This window comes from Cumulibacter soli, from assembly GCF_004382795.1.
Taxonomy (GTDB): domain Bacteria; phylum Actinomycetota; class Actinomycetes; order Mycobacteriales; family Antricoccaceae; genus Cumulibacter; species Cumulibacter soli.
Genome location: NZ_SMSG01000002.1, coordinates 428,479 through 447,081, shown reverse-complemented (window position 1 = coordinate 447,081; position 18,603 = coordinate 428,479). Strand labels below are relative to the sequence as shown.

General features: G+C 65.6%; 15 protein-coding genes. 13 read left to right on the top strand and 2 right to left on the bottom strand.

Features of this window, described 5'->3' with window-relative positions:
- The first annotated feature begins 128 nt into the window (after positions 1-128).
- Genes guaB through guaA form a run of 4 tightly spaced genes read left to right on the top strand, consistent with a single transcriptional unit; the run spans position 129 to position 5,142 of the window.
- Positions 129-1,616, top strand: coding sequence for an IMP dehydrogenase (gene guaB, locus E1H16_RS05800; protein ID WP_134322741.1), 1,488 nt, complete (start codon positions 129-131; stop codon positions 1,614-1,616).
- 21 nt (positions 1,617-1,637) lie between these two features.
- Positions 1,638-2,768, top strand: coding sequence for a GuaB3 family IMP dehydrogenase-related protein (locus E1H16_RS05795; protein ID WP_134322740.1), 1,131 nt, complete (start codon positions 1,638-1,640; stop codon positions 2,766-2,768).
- The gene (locus tag E1H16_RS05790; RefSeq protein ID WP_134322739.1) at positions 2,765-3,559 is read left to right on the top strand and encodes a tyrosine-protein phosphatase; all 795 of its coding nucleotides are present in this window, start codon (positions 2,765-2,767) and stop codon (positions 3,557-3,559) included. The genes E1H16_RS05795 and E1H16_RS05790 overlap by 4 nt, the downstream gene beginning before the upstream one ends.
- Positions 3,556-5,142: a glutamine-hydrolyzing GMP synthase gene (guaA, locus tag E1H16_RS05785; protein WP_279586357.1), complete on the top strand. Its 1,587-nt coding sequence runs from the start codon at positions 3,556-3,558 to the stop codon at positions 5,140-5,142. Before E1H16_RS05790 ends, guaA begins: the two co-directional genes overlap by 4 nt.
- 66 nt (positions 5,143-5,208) lie before the next feature.
- On the opposite strand, the gene E1H16_RS05780 is transcribed toward guaA, so the two are convergent.
- Both E1H16_RS05780 and E1H16_RS05775 read right to left on the bottom strand, forming a co-directional pair.
- Positions 5,209-6,315 carry a hypothetical protein gene (locus E1H16_RS05780; RefSeq protein ID WP_134322738.1) on the bottom strand — a complete coding sequence of 369 codons (1,107 nt, stop codon included), beginning with the start codon at positions 6,313-6,315 and terminating at the stop codon, positions 5,209-5,211.
- 108 nt (positions 6,316-6,423) lie between these two features.
- Entirely contained in the window at positions 6,424-6,723 is a 300-nt protein-coding gene (locus tag E1H16_RS05775; protein ID WP_166741638.1) for a chorismate mutase, read from the bottom strand.
- A gap of 234 nt (positions 6,724-6,957) precedes the next feature.
- Between E1H16_RS05775 and pcrA the strand changes: the two genes are divergently transcribed.
- The 9 genes from pcrA (at position 6,958) to purN (ending at position 18,587) form a co-directional block, all read left to right on the top strand.
- Positions 6,958-9,324, top strand: a complete 2,367-nt coding sequence (gene pcrA / locus E1H16_RS05770; RefSeq protein WP_243837687.1) for a DNA helicase PcrA — start codon at positions 6,958-6,960, stop codon at positions 9,322-9,324.
- Between the two features lie 43 nt (positions 9,325-9,367).
- The gene (locus E1H16_RS05765) at positions 9,368-10,411 is read left to right on the top strand and encodes a hypothetical protein (protein WP_134322735.1); all 1,044 of its coding nucleotides are present in this window, start codon (positions 9,368-9,370) and stop codon (positions 10,409-10,411) included.
- 47 nt (positions 10,412-10,458) lie between these two features.
- Positions 10,459-10,857, top strand: coding sequence for a coenzyme B12-dependent isobutyryl CoA mutase small subunit (gene icmB, locus E1H16_RS05760; RefSeq protein WP_134322734.1), 399 nt, complete (start codon positions 10,459-10,461; stop codon positions 10,855-10,857).
- Positions 10,858-11,030: 173 nt separating this feature from the next.
- Positions 11,031-12,200 carry an ADP-forming succinate--CoA ligase subunit beta gene (sucC, locus tag E1H16_RS05755; protein WP_134322733.1) on the top strand — a complete coding sequence of 390 codons (1,170 nt, stop codon included), beginning with the start codon at positions 11,031-11,033 and terminating at the stop codon, positions 12,198-12,200.
- A gap of 15 nt (positions 12,201-12,215) precedes the next feature.
- Entirely contained in the window at positions 12,216-13,094 is an 879-nt protein-coding gene (gene sucD / locus E1H16_RS05750; RefSeq protein ID WP_134322732.1) for a succinate--CoA ligase subunit alpha, read from the top strand.
- 225 nt (positions 13,095-13,319) lie between these two features.
- Positions 13,320-14,174: a hypothetical protein gene (locus tag E1H16_RS18570; RefSeq protein WP_208378874.1), complete on the top strand. Its 855-nt coding sequence runs from the start codon at positions 13,320-13,322 to the stop codon at positions 14,172-14,174.
- Positions 14,175-14,492: 318 nt separating this feature from the next.
- On the top strand, positions 14,493-16,793 hold the full coding sequence (locus E1H16_RS05740; protein WP_134322731.1) for a cell division protein PerM: 2,301 nt from the start codon (positions 14,493-14,495) through the stop codon (positions 16,791-16,793).
- Between the two features lie 293 nt (positions 16,794-17,086).
- A complete protein-coding gene (locus tag E1H16_RS05735) occupies positions 17,087-17,914 on the top strand; it encodes an undecaprenyl-diphosphate phosphatase (protein WP_134322730.1) in 828 nt (275 codons plus the stop codon).
- 55 nt (positions 17,915-17,969) lie between these two features.
- On the top strand, positions 17,970-18,587 hold the full coding sequence (gene purN, locus E1H16_RS05730) for a phosphoribosylglycinamide formyltransferase (protein ID WP_208378873.1): 618 nt from the start codon (positions 17,970-17,972) through the stop codon (positions 18,585-18,587).
- Positions 18,588-18,603: the final 16 nt, after the last annotated feature.

Below are 18,603 nucleotides of genomic sequence, written 5' to 3'. Positions count from 1 at the left end.
CCATGACGCGGTTAACTGCGCGCGCCGTCACAAGGCGGTACGCCGCAAGCCTCGCGCGCATAGGATTAGCAGATCACCAACTAAGGCTGACGGCCGATTCGGCTCGGCAGCGCGTGCGCGGAGGAAGAATGGCAGAGAAGTTCGTCCCGGTTGGACTCACTTTCGACGACGTTCTGCTGGTACCAGCAGCATCTGATTTTGTCCCGAGCGCGGCGGATACCTCGACGCGCATTTCCCGCAATATCTCCGTTCAGATCCCGCTGCTTTCCGCAGCGATGGACACCGTCACCGAAGCCCGGATGGCGATCGCGATGGCTCGGGTCGGCGGGATCGGCATCCTGCACCGGAACCTGTCGGTGGATGACCAGGTCCGCGAAGCTGAGCGGGTCAAGCGTTCGGAGGCCGGCATGGTCTCCGACCCCGTCGCCTGCTCGCCGCTGCACACTTTGGCCGAGGTTGATGAGATGTGCGGGCGCTACCGCATCTCGGGCCTGCCTGTCGTAGATGACGACGGCGTCGTGGTCGGCATCATTACGAACCGCGATATGCGTTTTGAAACCGACTCGAACCGCAAGGTCTCCGAGGTGATGACTCGCGCCGACCGACTGATTACCGCGCCGGTCGGGGTGGACGGCGACGAGGCGTTGCGCCTGCTACATGAGAACAAGATCGAGAAACTTCCGCTGGTGGATACTGCCGGCAAACTCGCCGGGCTGATCACGGTCAAGGACTTCATCAAGCGCGAGAAGTACCCGGACGCCTCCAAGGACGACCAGGGCCGCTTGCGCGTCGGTGCCGCTGTGGGTGTCGGCGACGATCAGTACAAGCGCGCGTGCGCGCTCGCCGAAGCAGGCGTCGACGTGCTGATGGTCGATGCGGCCCACGGCCACTCGCGCGGCGTCATCGATACGGTCGCGCGACTCAAGCGCGAACTGGACTGCGACATCGTCGGCGGAAACGTCGTCACCGCGGCTGCCGCAGAGGCGTTCGTCGGTGCCGGAGCCGACGGCATCAAGGTCGGCGTAGGCCCGGGCTCGATCTGCACGACCCGCGTGGTCGCCGGGGTGGGTATGCCGCAGATCACCGCGATCCATAACGTCGCATCCGTCGCCGGGCCCGCTGGGGTACCGGTGATCGCTGACGGCGGCATTCAGCATTCGGGCGATATCGCCAAGGCGATCGCCGCCGGCGCGGACGCCGTAATGCTCGGTTCGCTGTTCGCGGGTGTCGCGGAGAGCCCCGGCGAGCTGATCTTCATCAATGGCAAACAATTCAAGGCCTACCGCGGAATGGGCTCGCTCGGTGCGATGCAGTCACGTGGCGAGGCGCGCTCGTACTCCAAGGACCGGTACGCGCAGGACGACGTCCTCTCCGACGACAAGCTCGTGCCGGAGGGGATCGAGGGGCAGGTCGCGTTCCGCGGTCCACTGGCCGCCGTGGCCTATCAGCTCGTTGGCGGACTGCGCGCGGGTATGGGATATGCGGGGTCGCCTACGATCGGGGAGTTGAAGGAGAACGGTCAACTCGTCCAGATCACTGCCGCAGGCCTCATCGAGTCGCATCCGCACGACATTCAGATGACCACCGAGGCACCCAACTACAGCAGCCGTCGGTAACGGCAGGGAGTACAACCGCAGATGCGCGATTACGTAGAGATCGGAATCGGCCGCCAGGCCCGGCGCGGGGTCAAGCTACGGGATATCTCGATGGTCCCGACGCGCCGTACCCGAGACGCCGAGGACGTGTCCACGTCGTGGCGCCTGGATGCGTTCAAGCTCGACCTTCCACTGATCACGTCACCGAGCGACGCCACCATGAGCCCGGAGACCATCGGCATGGTCAATGCCGCCGGCGGGCTAGGGGTGCTGGACGCCGAAGGTTTGTGGGCGCGTTACAGCGACCCGACCGAGCAGTACGAGCGGCTCGCCGGGAGCAGCCCGGCCGAAGCCACCGCGCTGCTGCAGGAGATCTACGCGCGCCCGGTCGACACCGACCTGATTACCGAGCGGATCCGGCAACTGCACGACGGCGGTGGCACGGTCGCTGCGCGCGTGTCGCCGCAGCACACCGCGGCGCTCGCCCCGACGATCTTGGCCGCTGGGGTCGATCTGCTGGTCATCCAGGGCACCATGGTCTCCGCCGAGCACGTCAGTTCCGCCGGCGAGGAGCTCAACCTGAAGGAGTTCATCGCTGATCTCGACGTACCGGTCGTGGTGGGCGGAGCCAGCAACTATCAGACTGCGCTGCATCTGATGCGCACCGGAGCCGCCGGGGTCATCGTCGGGCTCGGCGCGAGTTCCTGCTCGACCACCAGCGACGTTCTCGGTATCGAATCGCCGATGGCCACCACCATCATCGACGCCGCGGCTGCCCGCCGCGACTACTTGGACGAGACCGGCGGGCGCTACGTGCACATCATCGCGCACGGCGAGATCGAGAACTCCGGTGACGTGGCCCGCGCGATCGCGTGCGGAGCCGACGCGGTCATGCTCGGTTCGATGCTGGCCGGCGCTCAAGAGAGCCCCGGCGGTGGTGCGTGGTGGGATTACACCGCCAGTCACCCCGATCTGCCCAGGGGCGAGTTCCGTCCCGCGAACGGTAACCGTAGGGTGCCTATGGAGTGCGTCCTACGCGGTCCGGCGCGTACGCCGGACGGTACCCAGAACATCTTCGGTGGGCTGCGGCGCGCGATGGCCAAGTGCGGCTACAGCGATCTCAAGGAGTTCCAGCGCGTGGAGCTCATGGTGACGGACGGTGGGCAGGTATGAGCGTGATGGGTGTTTCGCGGGCCGATGAACGGCGCGTTGAACTCGAGGGAATGCTGAACGTGCGCGACCTCGGGGGCATGCCGGCCGCCGATGGTCGCGTCGTCAAGCGCGGCCAGGTGTTGCGGATGGACAGCCCGCAATTCCTCACCGAGCAGGCGGCGCAGCAGTTGCTCGAACAGGGACTTCGCACCGTCCTGGACTTGCGGTATGAAACCGAAGCCGAGGAACAAGGCATCGGGTTCCTGAACAACGACCAGATCCGGCACGTGAACATCCCTATCCGCAGCAGCGCGAACCAAACCGCGCCTGGCCTGCGGGAGCAGGTCGAGGCTGCTGCTGGACGACCTATCGAAGAGGTCGTGGCCGAGTACTACCAGGGCTACTTCACCACCGCCAAAGGAATGAACATCACCAACTCGGTGCGCGAGATGGCGAATGCGGACTCGTTGCCGCTCGTCGTGCACTGCGCTGCGGGCAAGGATCGCACCGGATGCGTCGTCGCGGCCGCGCTGTCGGCGATCGGCGTCAGCGACGAGGTCATCGCTGATGACTATGCGGCGTCCGCCGAGGCAGTCCCGGCCATCATCGCTCGGCTGCACCAGGGCGGCGCCTACGCCGATATCGACCAGAGCACCGTCGATATGCAGATCACCCGAGCGGGCACGATGATCAACGTGCTGACCTGGCTGCATGCCGAGCACGGCGGCGCTCGCGAGTTCCTCCGTGCCCGCGGAATGAGCGATGCCGAACTGGCCGCGCTCGAATCGCTGCTGTTGACCGATTCCCAGTGAGCGATGTGAACACCGGCGACGATCCGCAGCTCGTTCTAGTCGTCGATTGCGGAGCCCAGTACGCGCAACTCATCGCGCGCCGGGTGCGTGAGGCGCACTGTTACAGCGAACTCGTTCCACACTCGATCTCGGCCGCAGAGGTACGCGAGAAGAACCCCAGCGCTATCGTGCTGTCCGGTGGGCCCGCCAGCGTGTACGCCGACGGCGCGCCCGCGATCGATCCGCAGATCTTCGAACTGGGCATCCCGACCTTCGGGATCTGCTATGGCTTCCAGGCGATGGCGCAGGCGCTCGGTGGCACCGTCGAACAGACCGGCTCCTCGGAGTACGGCCGCACGGACTTACGACGCACCGACGCCGCCTCGACGATTCTCGGTGACTTGCCCGCGGAACAAGAAGTGTGGATGTCGCACGGGGACGCGGTCACCGCATCTCCGCCCGGCTTCGAGGTCACCGCGAGCACTCCTGGTGCGCCGGTGGCGGCGTTTGAGAACTCCGAGCGACAGTTGTACGGCGTCCAGTACCACCCCGAAGTGCTGCATTCGACGTATGGGCAGCAGGCGCTCGAGGCGTTCCTGTTGCGTGGCGCCGGACTGCGCGGCGACTGGACCATGGACACGCTCGTCGACGCTCAGGTTGACGCGATCCGTGCCCAGGTCGGCGATGCGCACGTGATTTGCGCATTGTCCGGCGGCGTGGATTCAGCAGTTGCCGCCGCGTTGGTGCGGCGGGCGATCGGCGACCAATTGCATTGCGTGCTGGTCGATCACGGACTGATGCGCAAGGGGGAGGTCGAGCAGGTCAAGCGCGACTTCGAGGCATCCACGGGCGCCCAGCTCCGGGTCATCGACGCATCGGATAGGTTCCTCGCGGACTTGGCGGGCGTGACCGACCCCGAGCAGAAACGCAAGACGATCGGCGCGGACTTCATCAGGATCTTCGAAGAGGCTGAGCGCGCCATCCTCGCCGAGGTTCGGGCGGACGGCGGACGCGTGGGGTTCCTGGTGCAGGGCACGCTCTACCCAGACGTAGTGGAGTCCGGTGGCGGTGCAGGCGCGGCCAACATCAAGAGTCACCACAACGTCGGCGGACTGCCCGAGGACCTCGAGTTTGAGTTGATCGAGCCACTGCGTGCGCTGTTCAAGGACGAGGTGCGCAAGGTCGGTATCGAACTCGGGCTGCCGGAGAACCTCGTGTGGCGTCAACCGTTCCCGGGTCCGGGGCTGGCGCTACGGATCATCGGCGAGATCACTCGTGAACGACTCGACATCCTGCGCGAGGCTGACCAGATCGTCCGTGACGAGTTAACGGCCGCCGGCCTCGATCGTCAGATCTGGCAGTGTCCGGTGGTGTTACTGGCCGACGTCCGCTCGGTTGGCGTACAGGGGGATGGGCGGACCTACGGGCATCCCGTCGTACTGCGGCCGGTCACCAGCGAAGACGCGATGACCGCGGATTGGGCCCGACTGCCGTACGACGTGTTGGCGCGGGTGTCCAACCGGATCACCAACGAAGTCCGCGAGGTCAACCGCGTCACGTTAGACATCACCAGCAAACCGCCGGGCACCATCGAGTGGGAATAACCGGATCGCCCCGTTCACGATCAACTGATCGCGAACGGGGCGTACTCGTGGATCGGTAACGCGGCTCTACTCGGTAAGTACGGCCTCGCAGGTCGGTTGTGCCTGCACGGCCGTGCGCGTGTCCTCGCCGAACGTGTCGATGGACTCGGCGAAAATATCGACCGGGCGATCCAGCGCGTCGACGACGTCCTCGGCGGCGACAGTGGCCGCATCGCCAGGGCTGCCGACCGTCGCGCCATCGCTCGTCCCGCCCGATTTGGCGGCGGAGGAAGCGGCGGTCACCGCGCTGATCAGCATGGTGTGCGCGCTCTTGGCTTCATTGCTTTGTGCGGGTAATTCGATGCTCTGCAGGTTGCCGCCGAGTGTGTCCAGGAGTTGACCGGCCTGCCGCCGCAGTTCAGAGATCGGTACGTCGGCATCTTCTTCGGACGTTGCCTTCGCGATCTCGGCTCGCAGGGGTATGGACTGCGTCTCGTAGTCGGTGAGGACGCTGCACACGTCGCTTGCCCACTCGGTGACGACGTCCTGGGACGTCTCGCCTGCTGAGTTCTGCTGAGAATTGTCCGGCTCGTCGTCCTCGGGGGCGAATACCAGCCAGGCGACCAGGCCGATCACCAGCGCGGCGGCGAGCCCGCCGAGCGCGTACGGCCACGGTGAGCGGCCTCGGGATGCGGGCGCTGTCGCCGCCGATGCCGGGATGGCTCTGCTCTGCTCGTGGGGTCCTCGAGCCTGCGGGCCTCGGGGGCCGCCGCGGGTATCGGTGGTGCGGTGATGGCCCGCGTCAGCCGGTGCAGCGGTGCGTGCTGCGCGATGCTCAGTGGGTGGGCCTTTAGGTGCGCCGCTCAGATCCGCGAGGAGGCGTTCGGACTCATCCAGGTCTTGCGCGGAGCGCGCATCGGGCGCTGTCGTCGGTGGCGAGGGTGCGGGTGCATCCGCGGCCGAATCGGAGGTTGGTGCCTGCGCATCGGACGTAGCCGGGCTGGCTGCTGCGTCCTCGGTGACGGGCGTTGGACCCGCTGAAGGCTTATCGGTGCTCGTTGCTCCCGGTGGCGACTGCTCGGTGGGCGTGGCGTCGTCGGTGACTTCGCGCGCGCGTTTCGGATCCTCCGTATCGAACCGGAATCGCCGCAGTTTCGGCAATGAAGGTTCGTCACCGCGGGGGGTCGAAGGCATCGTGCACGCTCCACAGGTTGATAGTCGGCGCAGTTCTGGCGTCCTCTGCGACGTACGAGGAGGATCTCTGCGTTCCCGCGTAGGCTTAGATCTGCAGAAAATTCCGAATTACATGCGGCCGCGCGAAATTTTCAATAGCAACAACGCGACCTGGCTGCCATACGTGCCGATTTCGTTGGCGAACTTGCCCATGATCTGGTGTTCGCGACCGATGGACAGGCGTGGACCGCCGACCGAGGCGCGCAGCCGTCCGACTTGGTTGGAGAGCGCACGGCGTTCCTGGATTAATCGGATGATCTCGTCATCGACCGCATCGATGCGGACGCGTAGTTCGCCGATTTCAGTTGCGGCGTCCTCGGCGGAGACTGCTTCGCCGGTAGGGGTGGGCTTGTCGGCGGTCGTGCTCATCAAAACATCCTTCAGATTGTGACGGCCGGCCATCGACGAGCGGCATCGAAAAACCGCCCTGGCTCGATGGCCAGAGCGGTCGGGGTGGGTCATCGCGCGAGCTAGACGTCTTCACCGGGTGCCGTGGCCGACGCCCTATAGAAGAAGCCGGTAAAGGACCCGGTGCCCGCGGTGGTCATGCGGTACATCATAGCCCGCGGAACTTGTCAGACGTCCCGCGTAGCCTGGGTGGAAATGTCTGACGCCTCTCATCTCCCAAATCCGCAATTACCCGATCTCATCGACGATCCGGGGCTCTTCGACGCGACCGAACCCGAGCCGTACGTCGAGGCTGACCCGTCCGACGAACTGCTGAGTGACCTCAATCCACAGCAACGCGACGCGGTGGTGCACGCCGGCAGTCCGCTGCTCGTCGTCGCCGGCGCGGGTTCGGGTAAAACTCGCGTGCTCACCCGCCGGATCGCGTGGCTGTTGGATCGGCGCCGGGTCTCACCTGGGTCGATCCTGGCGATCACCTTCACGAACAAGGCCGCCGGCGAGATGAAGGAACGTGTCGCGGCGATGGTCGGCGGGCGGGCGCGCGCCATGTGGGTCTCGACGTTCCACTCGGCGTGCGTGCGGATCCTGCGTGCCGAGGCCAAGACCCTCGGGATGAAGTCGTCGTTCACCATCTACGACCAGGCCGACGCCACCCGCCTGATGACCTTGGTCGCGCGCGACCTGGACATCGACCCCAAAAGATTCCCGCCGCGAAAGTTGTTGGCGAAGGTCAGCGATGCCAAGAACGACCTTATCGACGAGGAGACGTTCGCGCAGCGGGCAGAAAGTTCGGTGGAGAAGGTCGAGGCCGAGGCATACACGCTTTACCAGCGCAGATTGCGCCAGGCGAATGCCTTCGACTTCGACGATTTGATCATGCAGACTGTGTTTCTGCTGCAAGCGTTCGGCGCGACGGCCGAGCATTACCGGCGCCGGTTCCGGCACATCCTGGTTGACGAGTACCAGGACACCAACCACGCCCAGTACATGCTGATCCGCGAACTCGTCGGCGTCGACACCGACGAGATGTCGGCAGGGGAACTGTGTGTGGTCGGCGATGCGGACCAGTCGATCTACGCCTTTCGCGGCGCGACGATCCGCAATATCGAGGAGTTCGAGCGCGACTATCCGCAGGCGCGCACGGTACTGCTGGAGCAGAACTACCGCTCGACCCAGAACATCCTCAGCGCCGCCAACGCGGTGATTGCCAAGAATGTCGACCGGAGGGTCAAACGGCTCTGGAGTGATTCTGGTGACGGCGCGCGGATCGACGGGTATGTCTCGGAGAACGAGCACGACGAGGCCGCATGGATCGCGCGGCAGATCGATGAGTTGACCGACTCGGGCGAGTACTCGCGCAGCGATATCGCGGTCTTCTACCGCACGAACAACTCCAGTCGCGTGTTCGAGGAGATTTTCATCCGCGTCGGGATGCCGTATCGCGTCGTCGGCGGAGTGCGCTTCTACGAGCGCAAAGAAATCCGTGACGCGATGGCATATCTGAAGTATGTGAACAACCCAGCGGATGTGGTGAGTCTGCGGCGCATCCTGAACACGCCGAAGCGGGGCATCGGTGACCGGGCTGAGGCGTGCGTGGAGGCCCTCGCTTCGCGGGAGCGGATCACCTTCGCTGAGGCGCTGTACCGTGCCGACGAAGCGCCGGCGATCAATCCGCGCGCCGTGCGGCTGATTGGCGAGTTCAACACGTTGATCGACGAGTTTCGCGCGCAGGCCACCTCCGGTGCCGGACCGTCGACGGTACTCGAATCGATTCTGACCCGCACGGGGTACGTCGCAGAACTGGAAGACAGCGACGACCCGCAGGACGCCACCCGCGTGGACAACCTCAATGAGTTGGTCGCCGTTGCCGCGGAGTTCGAGGTTCAGCTTCCCGATGGGACGATCGACGACTTCCTGGAGCGGGTCAGTCTCGTTGCCGACGCCGACCAGTTGCCCGATGCGGACGGCGATGAGGTCGACAACGCGGTCGTCACGCTGATGACGCTGCACACCGCGAAGGGTCTGGAGTTCCCCGTAGTGTTTCTCAGCGGTATGGAGGACGGTCTGTTCCCGCACCTGCGGTCGCTCGGCGAGCCCAAGGAGCTGGAGGAGGAACGTCGGCTCGCGTACGTCGGTCTGACGCGCGCACAACGCAAGTTGTTCTTGACCCGCTCCGTGGTCCGCGGGCAGTGGGGTCAGCCGTCGTACAACCCGCCGTCGCGCTTTTTGGACGAGATTCCTGAGCACCTCGTGGATTGGACGCACGCAACGTCCATCCGGTCGATTCACGATCGCAAGCCCACGGTGACCTCGACGTACGGCGCCGGCGGTGCTGGCGGCGGCGTGAGTTTGAGCCGCGGTGGCCTGCGTGGCGCGAAGAAGCAGGCGCCGATGATCTCGTTGGAGGTCGGCGACCGAGTCACCCACGACACGTTCGGGATGGGGCGCGTCGTCGGCAGCCGCGGCGCCGGCGATAAGCAGCAAGTCGAGATCGACTTCGGTACGGGGGAAGCGAAATGGCTGATGCTGCGCTACGCGTCGGGGGTAATGGAAAAGCTGTAGTCGCGTTGTTACGGTTTGCGAGCCAATAGAAGGAGCGAGGGCAGTGACTGAGCCAGGCGATAAGCCCCGCGTCGTACGCCGAACGCGGCGCTCAACCAGTCCGTCGACACCCACCGAGAAACGACGGGAACCGAGCTCGCCGCCACCACTGGGTATCGGTATGTACACGGCGCCTACGACCGGCGGCAGTCGGGGACTGGCGCTGTTGCGCCTCGCGGGTGCGCTGGCGCTCGTCGGCGCGATCATCACGGTCGTGGCCGACTTCCTGCCGTACGTGACTCTGGCTGGTGAGCAGGTCACCGCCGGCCAGGACATCGCGTCGATCCTCGCGCACCTCGTACTGCTGGTGATGTGCGCCGGTGGTGGCGTCCTGATGCTCGCCGGACGCGGCGGACGTGTCGGCCCGGCGTTGATCGCCCCGTTCGCCGTGATCGCCCCCGGAATGCTGCTGCAGCACATATTTGCCGGTGCGCTTCAGGTCAATCACGACGGCGAGGAGTACTACTTCGGCAACCTGTACACCACGCTGACGATCGAGCCACATATCGGGCGCACCCTGGCCATCGTGGGCGCGGTGGCCCTCATCGCGGCCGGTCTGGCCTCCGCAGGCGCGTGGTCGGATATCGCCGAACGAGATCTCCTTCCGTTGGGGGCGGCACGTGGAATCGCCGGCGGCGCCGCGGGAATCGCGGCACTGCTGGCCGTCACCGCACTGTTGGTGCCCGCGGCGACGCCGCGGATCGACAAGTACACCAATGCCGCCGGGATGGTGCTGACCCGCGAGATCGTCGAACCGCACAGCGCAATTACCAGCAGCAGCCTGGCGTTCGTCGGTGGGATCCTGCTGCTGATCGGGTGGGTGCTGATTGCCGCGTTAGTCGGCGCGATGACGAGCCGCGTCACGGTGGTGGCCGCGCTGCTGGGAGCAGGTGCGGTGGCGCTGTGGCAAGCACTGCTGAACCTGCGGGACATCATCGAGGGGCCAGATCTTGTCTCTGGTCCGCGGCTGTACCTGCTGCTCGGTGCTGCCGTCGTCGCTCTCGGCGCCGCTGGGTATGCGGCCAGGGTGCGGGCTGAGCAGCACTAGCGGCTACTCTCAGAGGCGAAATTTTCGTTACTCCCGAAGGAGCACCCATGAGTTCGCGCATCCGCGTCGTTGTCGCCAAACCTGGACTCGACGGTCATGACCGGGGAGCCAAGGTCGTCGCACGCGCGTTGCGTGATGCCGGTATGGAGGTCATCTACACCGGCCTGCACCAGACGCCGGAGCAGATCGTGGAGACCACGCTGCAGGAGGACGCCGACGCGGTTGGTTTGTCAGTGCTCAGCGGTGCGCACATGACGCAGTTCGCTCGGGTCGCCGAATTGCTCAGGGAGCAGGACGCTGGCGACGTGGTGATTTTCGGCGGCGGCATCATCCCCGAAGAGGATCTGATCGAACTCGATCGGATCGGTGTCAAGAAGGTTTTCACCCCCGGTGCCACCACCGAGGAAATCGTCGGTTGGGTCACCGAGAACGTCAAGCGCGACTGACCGCAACGCGCGGGCGCATCGGCACCACAGCGGTGTGTTCGATCTCGCGCTGTCTTGGCCTCGTTGCGACGTGGCCAGCGCGTTAACCTGACCCTTAGACCAGACCGCCGGATCCGGCGATGGTCATCTGACTCCCAAATGCGCACAGATGCGCGAGTAGGAATGGACGCACAGTGGATCTTTTCGAGTACCAGGCTCGTGAGCTGTTCGCCAAGTACGACGTACCCGTACTTGGCGGCGGCGTAGCCGAAACCCCCGAGCAGGCCAAGGAGATCGCCACCAACATCGGTGGTCAGGTCGTGGTCAAGGCTCAGGTGAAGACCGGTGGACGCGGGAAGGCGGGCGGCGTGAAGCTGGCCGATAACCCCGAGGACGCGCAGGCGCGCGCCACCGACATCCTCGGTATGGATATCAAGGGCCACACGGTCCACAAGGTCCTCGTTGCCGAGGCCTCGGATATTGCCGAGGAGTACTACTTCTCGTACCTGCTCGATCGCACCAACCGCACCTTCCTGGCGATGGCGTCGGTCGAAGGCGGTATGGAGATCGAAGAGGTCGCGAAGACCAAGCCCGAGGCGCTCGCGAAGATCCCGGTCGATGCGACCGTGGGCGTGGACGAGGCCAAGGCCTGGGAGATCGTCAAGGCCGCGAAGTTCGCGGACGACATCGCGCCGCAGGTTGTTGAGGTAGCCCAGAAACTGTGGAAGGTCTTCGTCGAGGAAGACACCACCCTGGTCGAGGTCAATCCACTGGTCAAGGACCCGGCCGGCAAGATCATCGCGCTCGACGGCAAGGTCACGATCGACGACAACGCGAGTTTCCGCCATCCAGAGCAGGAGGCGCTGCAGGACCGCTCCGCAGTCGATCCGCTGGAGCAGAAGGCTAAGGAACTCGACCTCAACTACGTCAAGCTCGACGGACAGGTCGGCATCGTCGGTAACGGCGCCGGTCTGGTCATGTCGACCGTCGACGTTGTCGCCTACGCGGGGGAGCAGCACGGCGGCGTCCGCCCGGCGAACTTCCTGGACCTTGGTGGCGGCTCGTCCGCCGAGGTCATGGCCAACGGCCTGGGCCTGATCCTGTCGGACCCCGACGTCCGCTCGGTGTTCGTGAACGTCTTCGGCGGCATCACCTCCTGCGACACCGTCGCCAACGGCATCGTGACCGCGCTGGGACAGCTCGGTGACGCAGCCAAGCACCCCCTCGTCGTCCGTCTCGATGGCAACAACGTCGACGAGGGTCGCCGGATCCTCGCCGAGTTCAATCACCCCCTCGTCCAGTTCGTCGACACGATGGACGCCGCCGCGGCGAAGGCCGCCGAGCTCGCTAACGCAGGCAAGTAAGGATTCTTAAACGACATGGCAATCTTCCTTACCAAGGACAGCAAGATCATCGTCCAGGGCATGACCGGCTCTGAGGGGATGAAGCACACCCAGAACATGATCCGTAACAGCGGCACGATCGTTGGCGGTGTGAACCCGAAGAAGGGTGGCCAGCAGGTCGAGTTCGAGGGTGCGACCGTTCCGGTCTTCGCGACGGTCAAGGAGGCGATGGCTGCCACCGGCGCCGACGTCACCGTGATCTTCGTTCCGCCGGCGTTCACCAAGTCCGCGATCGTCGAGGCGATTGACGCCGAGATCCCGCTGGCCGTGGTCATCACCGAAGGCATGCCGGTGCACGACGCGACCGAAGCGTACGCGTACTCGGTCGGCAAGAAGACCCGCATCATCGGCCCGAACTGCCCAGGCATCCAGACCCCAGGCGCCTCCAGCGCGGGGATCATCCCGAACATTTCGGGACCGGGCAAGATCGGCCTGGTGTCCAAGTCGGGCACGCTGACCTACCAGATGATGTACGAGCTTCGCGAGTACGGCATCTCTACCGCTGTCGGTATTGGTGGCGACCCCGTCATCGGCACCACCCACATCGACTGCCTCGAGGCGTTCGAGAACGATCCCGAGACCGTCGCGATCGTGATGATCGGCGAGATCGGCGGCGACGCCGAGGAGCGGGCCGCGGACTACATCAAGGCCAACGTCACCAAGCCGGTTGTCGGGTACGTCGCGGGCTTCATGGCTCCCGAGGGTAAGACGATGGGGCACGCGGGCGCGATCGTGTCCGGCTCGGCCGGTACGGCGGCCGCTAAGAAGGAGGCTCTTGAGGCCGCGGGCGTGAAGGTCGGCAAGACGCCGTCCGAGGCCGCGGACCTCATGAAGGAAATCATGAAGAATCTCTAGCCTGACGGCACCGAAGGGGCACTGGCCGCGTCAAAGCGGGCGTATCAGTGCCCCTTTGCGGTTCGTGCCGGAATCTCGGTACCCGGTGAGTCGCGTGCATGGGTGAGGTGTGCAGCCCGCTCATTGCCTTAAGGTGGTTGAGGTACGTGGCTTCATGCGTGTCGCACATTGGCGCGCTACCGCATAGAGTTCTTTTGACTTTGAATGTCACAGAAGGGTTCAACAATGTCCTATCCGAACGGCGGCCAGCCCCCGCAGCAGCCGGGCCAGCCCGGTCAGCCGCAGCCAGGTCAGCCGCAGCAGTGGGGTCAGCCGCAGCCAGGTCAGCAGACCTGGGGCCAGGCCGCGCAGACGGGCTTCAATAACGCCAAGGCTTCGTCGGGGTTCGACGTTAAGACCGTGCCGTGGTGGCAGTGGGCCATCCTCGGTGGCTGGGTGCTCTACATCGTGGCGCTGTCCCTGCCGGCACTGACGGCTGAAACCGATGGTCCGTACGGCGTCTCCGATTCGGCGTCCGGTTGGAATTACGGGCTTCACGTGTTCGGGTTCATCCTGGTGACTCTCGCGGCGATCGCCGTAGTGGCGTCGTGGTTTGTGAAGGATCAACTCGCGGCCCTGCCATTCCCCTTCGGGTTCGTTACCGGCGGTCTTGCCGCCCTCGGTGCGTTGCTCGGTCTGATCGGTTTCATCGTGAACGTGACTGACGGTGGCAGCGGCTACGGCTACTCCGTTGGACCGGGTTTCGGAACCTGGATCACCCTGGTGGTTCTGCTGGTGATCGCCGCTGGCGCCGCCTTCGAAATCATGCAGGCGCTGAAGCAGCCGAAGCCTGCAGGTGGTGCGGGTGGCGGCCAGTGGGGTCAGCCCGCGGGTAACGCGCAGTGGGGTCAGCCTGCCGCGCCGCCGCAGCAGCAGTGGGGTGCCCCGCAGCAGCCTCCGGCTCAGCCGCAGTCGGGTGGGTTCCCGGCGCAGCCGCAGTCGGGTGGTTACCCGGCGCAGCCGCAGCAGCCGCCGGCCCCGCCGCAGCAGCCAGGTCAGCCCCCGCAGGGCGGCCAGTGGGGTCAGCCCCCGCAGGGCTAATCGCACAACGATGTGACCGGACGCCGGTCGGAACTTCGGTTCCGACCGGCGTCCGTCGTTACTCAGTGCCGTGGCGCGACGGCACGCGAGGCGTGGCGTGGCTCGGCGTGTGAGAAACGTAAGTTTTCGCCGCACGCCGGATCTGCGGGGCAGTGAGTAACGATAGGCGGCCGCTAGCAGTTACTCACTGCCCCGCAGAAGCGTGACTGCTCGGATTGCTGACAAGGACTTCACCAGGCGCGGCGACTTTGAGCCCACTCATGCCGGTCCCCGGCGTGGGCGCTTGGTGTTCCGGCGAGCCTCTGTGAGGCTCTTGGGGTGAGCGCCCCGACTTCCTCCGATGCGCGCCCAGAATCGCGCGGACGGCCCAATGTGGTCCTCTGGGCATCCGTGTCCGCGATTGGCGTCGTCCTCGCCGGAACCCTGCTGCTGATCGCGCTGAGTCTGCTGTCCTGGGCCACGGATCGGCCGGAGGGAGCGGGCGCCGGATCTGCCGCACAGGTCGCGATGCAGGCGTGGTACCTCGCGCATTCGGTCGCGCTACCGGTCTCCTGGGGAACGTTGTCCGTGCCACCGCTGCTCATCGGTGGCTTCATCGCACTGTTGTTTTATCGAGCTGGGCGAAGTACGGCGCGAGCATGTGAATTGCGCACGACGGGGCACATCGCCGAAGCGTTGGCCGCGGTCGTGATCACCTACGTCACCTGTGCTGTGCTGCTGAGCAGCATTGCTTATCCAAGCGATCCCAAGTTGTCGATCAGTCCGATCGTGATCGGCACGGGGCTGGTGTCGCTGGTACCCACGCTCGCGGGGCTGCTGCGCGAGAGCGGTCTCGGTGCCCGGTTGGTGTCGCTGTTGCCCGGACCGTCATACGCCTACACCCGTGGCGCGCTCGCCACATTGTGGTCGCTAGCCGCGATGGCGGCGCTCGTGGTCGGGTGCTCGTTACTGATCAACTTCTCCGAAGTCAGCGCGCTGAACGCCGCATTGGCTCCAGGCGGTCTCGGCGGTCTGACGATGATTGGGATCAGCATTGCGTACCTGCCGAACGCGATGCTGCTGGCGACCGCACTTGGTAGTGGGGCCGGCTTCAGCCTGGGCGGCGACTCGCTCTACTCGCTAGGGACGCTGGATCGCGAACCGCTGCCGATCTTCCCGCTGTTCGGTGCGCTGCCGCACGCCGCCGGGGGACTGGTGTTGTTCAGCGTGCTCATTCCGCTTCTCGCGGCCGTCGTTGGTGCGCTGACTATGACGCGCCACCTCGAGCCCGAGCACCGATCGGCGAGCAACCTGCTCATGGGATCGCTCGTTGCTGGCGCGCTCACTGCTATCGGGGTGTTGGGCGTGGGCCTGTTTGCGTCCGGATCGCTGGGTGATGGGCGGCTTACTGACGTGGGGGCTCCGGTGGTCGCGACCGCGATTCGCGTCGGCGTCATCGTCATCCTGGCGTTGGCCCTCACCTCGTTCATCGCGACTCGGCGCTCGCTGAAGCCGGTCAGCGTGTGGCGTCGAGAACGCGCGTTGTCTGTACTGGAAACGGGCGGGCCCGACGGTGAGAAGACGGCGAAAGGTTCGGCCGCAAAGGTCACCGCCGCCAAGGGGGCAAACAAGAACGGCGCGGGTAAGGGTGCCACGGGCGACGACATCGCGGACGGCGACACCTCGGACGACGCGGATCCCGTCGCTGTCGCGGCAGCGGAAGGACTCGATCCGAACGTCGCCGTCGCGCACTCGGTCGCCATCGAGGACGACGCGAAGCGCGCGACCCGCCCCGTAATCAAGACGCGGCTCGCGATGCGCCGTCTCGCCCGTAGCGGGGAGCGTGCCGCGAAGGCGAAAGCCGGGCAATTAAGGGCCGCGGACGCGAGCCCGAGTTCGAGCGGCGAGGATGGCGGTTCGACAGCGAAGACGGCCGGTCAGGGCGGGTCACGCGCTGGTGGCGGGCCGGGGCTCCCCGAGGGCGCGGGGTCCGGAGCGCAGCACACTGCGCCGGCGGCGTCGCTGAGCGTGGTGAAGAGGGCGCGTTCAGCGGAGGAATCACCCGTGCCTGCCTCGTCCGCTGCGAAGCCAGCGGATACGAAACCGGTCCCCTCCGTGGCGAAGGCCACGAAGTCCGTCTCGTCGGCCGCGAAGTCGACGAAGGCCGCACGATCCGCGAAGGCCGCGAAGGCTGCGAAGTCCGTCTCGCCGGCCACGAAGGCCGCGAAGGCTGCGAAGTCCGTCTCGCCGGCCACGAAGGCCGCACAGTCCGCGAAGTCCGTCTCGTCGGCCGCGAAGTCGACGAGGGAACCAGCGCCGGCCGCCGCGAACCCAGCGGCTGCAAAGCCAACAGCGCCCGAAGACAAGCCGACATCGGTCGAAGACAAGCCGAAATCGCCCGAGGACAAGCTGACATCGGTCGAAGACAGCCAAGCGTCGGCTGAGGACGAGCCGACGTCGGCTGAGGACGAGCCGACGTCGGCTGAGCCGAAGCCGGGCTCGACGACCCTCGAGAAGGAGACGGGTGCGCAGGCCGCGGCGAACACCGCGAATCGGTCGGGCACCACACCCGCGAGCGCGAAGCCCGCTTCGAATCCGATCTCCGAAACGGACGCGGTAGATCCCGACGCTCGACCGTAACCACCGCACGACCGCCGGACGCGGATCGCCGACTCCGGACGCGGATCGCCGATCTCCGGTCGAACCGGCCGTCGACGAAGCGGACTGCAATAACGGTGGTCAACGAGCTGGCCTGTTCCCTCGTCGACCTAGCGGAGCCTCGGTCGGACGTCGACCAGGTCGAGGGCGAGGTGTGTGTCCCGTCCAGACGCCTCAGGTCGCAGCCGTCGGCGGGTGGCTCGTGACGGACGTCGTGACGCGTGGCACCGGCGAGCGCACCACTCATTACGACGCGACCTCGGTAGGCTCGCCAAGTGGATTTCTTTCACTCGATCGTCCTGGGCATTATTCAGGGCCTCACCGAGTTCTTGCCTATTTCCAGCAGCGGGCATATTTCCATCGCCGGAAACGTCCTCGGCTGGGGCGACCCCGGCGCGGCGTACACCGCGGTACTGCAGATCGGCACCGAACTCGCGGTCGTCCTGTACTTCTGGCGAGATATCTGGACGATCGGCTCAGGATGGGTCCGCGGCGTGTTCTCGAAAGCGGCCAGGCGCGAGCCGACGTGGAAGCAGGGCTGGTTCATCATCATCGGCTCGATGCCGATCGTGGTCGTGGGGCTGCTGTTCGAGGACTACATCGACAATGAGTTCCGGAACCTGTGGGTGATCGGCACGACGCTCATCGTGCTCGGCATCGCGCTCGGTCTGGCCGAACGCTACGCGCGCAAGGTCAAGCCGATCGAGGACCTGACCCTTAAGCACGCCATCCTGTACGGCGCCGCTCAGGCCCTCGCGGTCATCCCGGGTGTCTCTCGCTCCGGTGCGACCATCACGATGGGTCTCGCGCTCGGGTACGAGCGCGCCGCTGCCACCCGGTATGCGTTCCTCCTCGCGATTCCCGCGGTCGTCGGGGCGGGGATCTACAAACTCAAGGACATTCCCGGCGGCGATAACGCGTATGGTGCCGTGCCCACGATCATCGGGACGGTCGTCGCCTTCGTGGTCGGGCTCGCGGTGATCCACTGGCTGCTGAAGTGGGTCAGTACGCATTCGTACGCGCCGTTCGTCGCCTACCGAATCACGCTCGGGGCGATCGTGCTCATTCTGCTCGCCACCGGCGTGATCACGTCCGCGGCCTAACCGGGAAACCCGCGTGCGCCCGGACACATCGCCCGCACGGCTAGACTGCGTAGCCGTGCCTGATCACCACTCCCGGCCGCTGCGCCTCGTCGTTCTCGTCTCCGGCAGCGGCACGCTGCTGCAAGCGTTGATCGATGCCGCGGCTGATGAGTCGTACGGTGCCCAGGTGGTCGCCGTCGGCGCCGACCGGAACAACATTGCCGGCCTCGAGCGTGCCGAACGGGTCGGCATCCCGACTTTCGTCACCAGGCTTGCGGACTATGAGAACAGGTCAGACTGGGACGCGGCACTCACCGCCCGAACCGCTGATTTCGAGCCCGACTGGGTGATTTCGGCCGGCTTCATGAAACTCGTCGGCGAATCGTTCTTGGGCCGTTTCGGCGGCCGCATGATCAACACTCACCCCGCGCTATTGCCGAGTTTCCCGGGTGCGCACGGCGTGCGCGACGCGCTCGCGCACGGTGTGAAGGTCACCGGCTGCACGGTGATCGGCGTGGACGCCGGAGTAGATACCGGACCGATCATCGCCCAGCGCGCGTGCGACGTCCTGCCGGACGACACCGAAGAAACCTTGCACGAGCGGATCAAAGTGCTGGAGCGGCAACTGCTCGTCGACACCGTCGCGTCGTTCGTACGCGAGTATCAGTCTGTTCCGCCAGCCGCAGATCTGTAAGCCACGCATCGAGCAT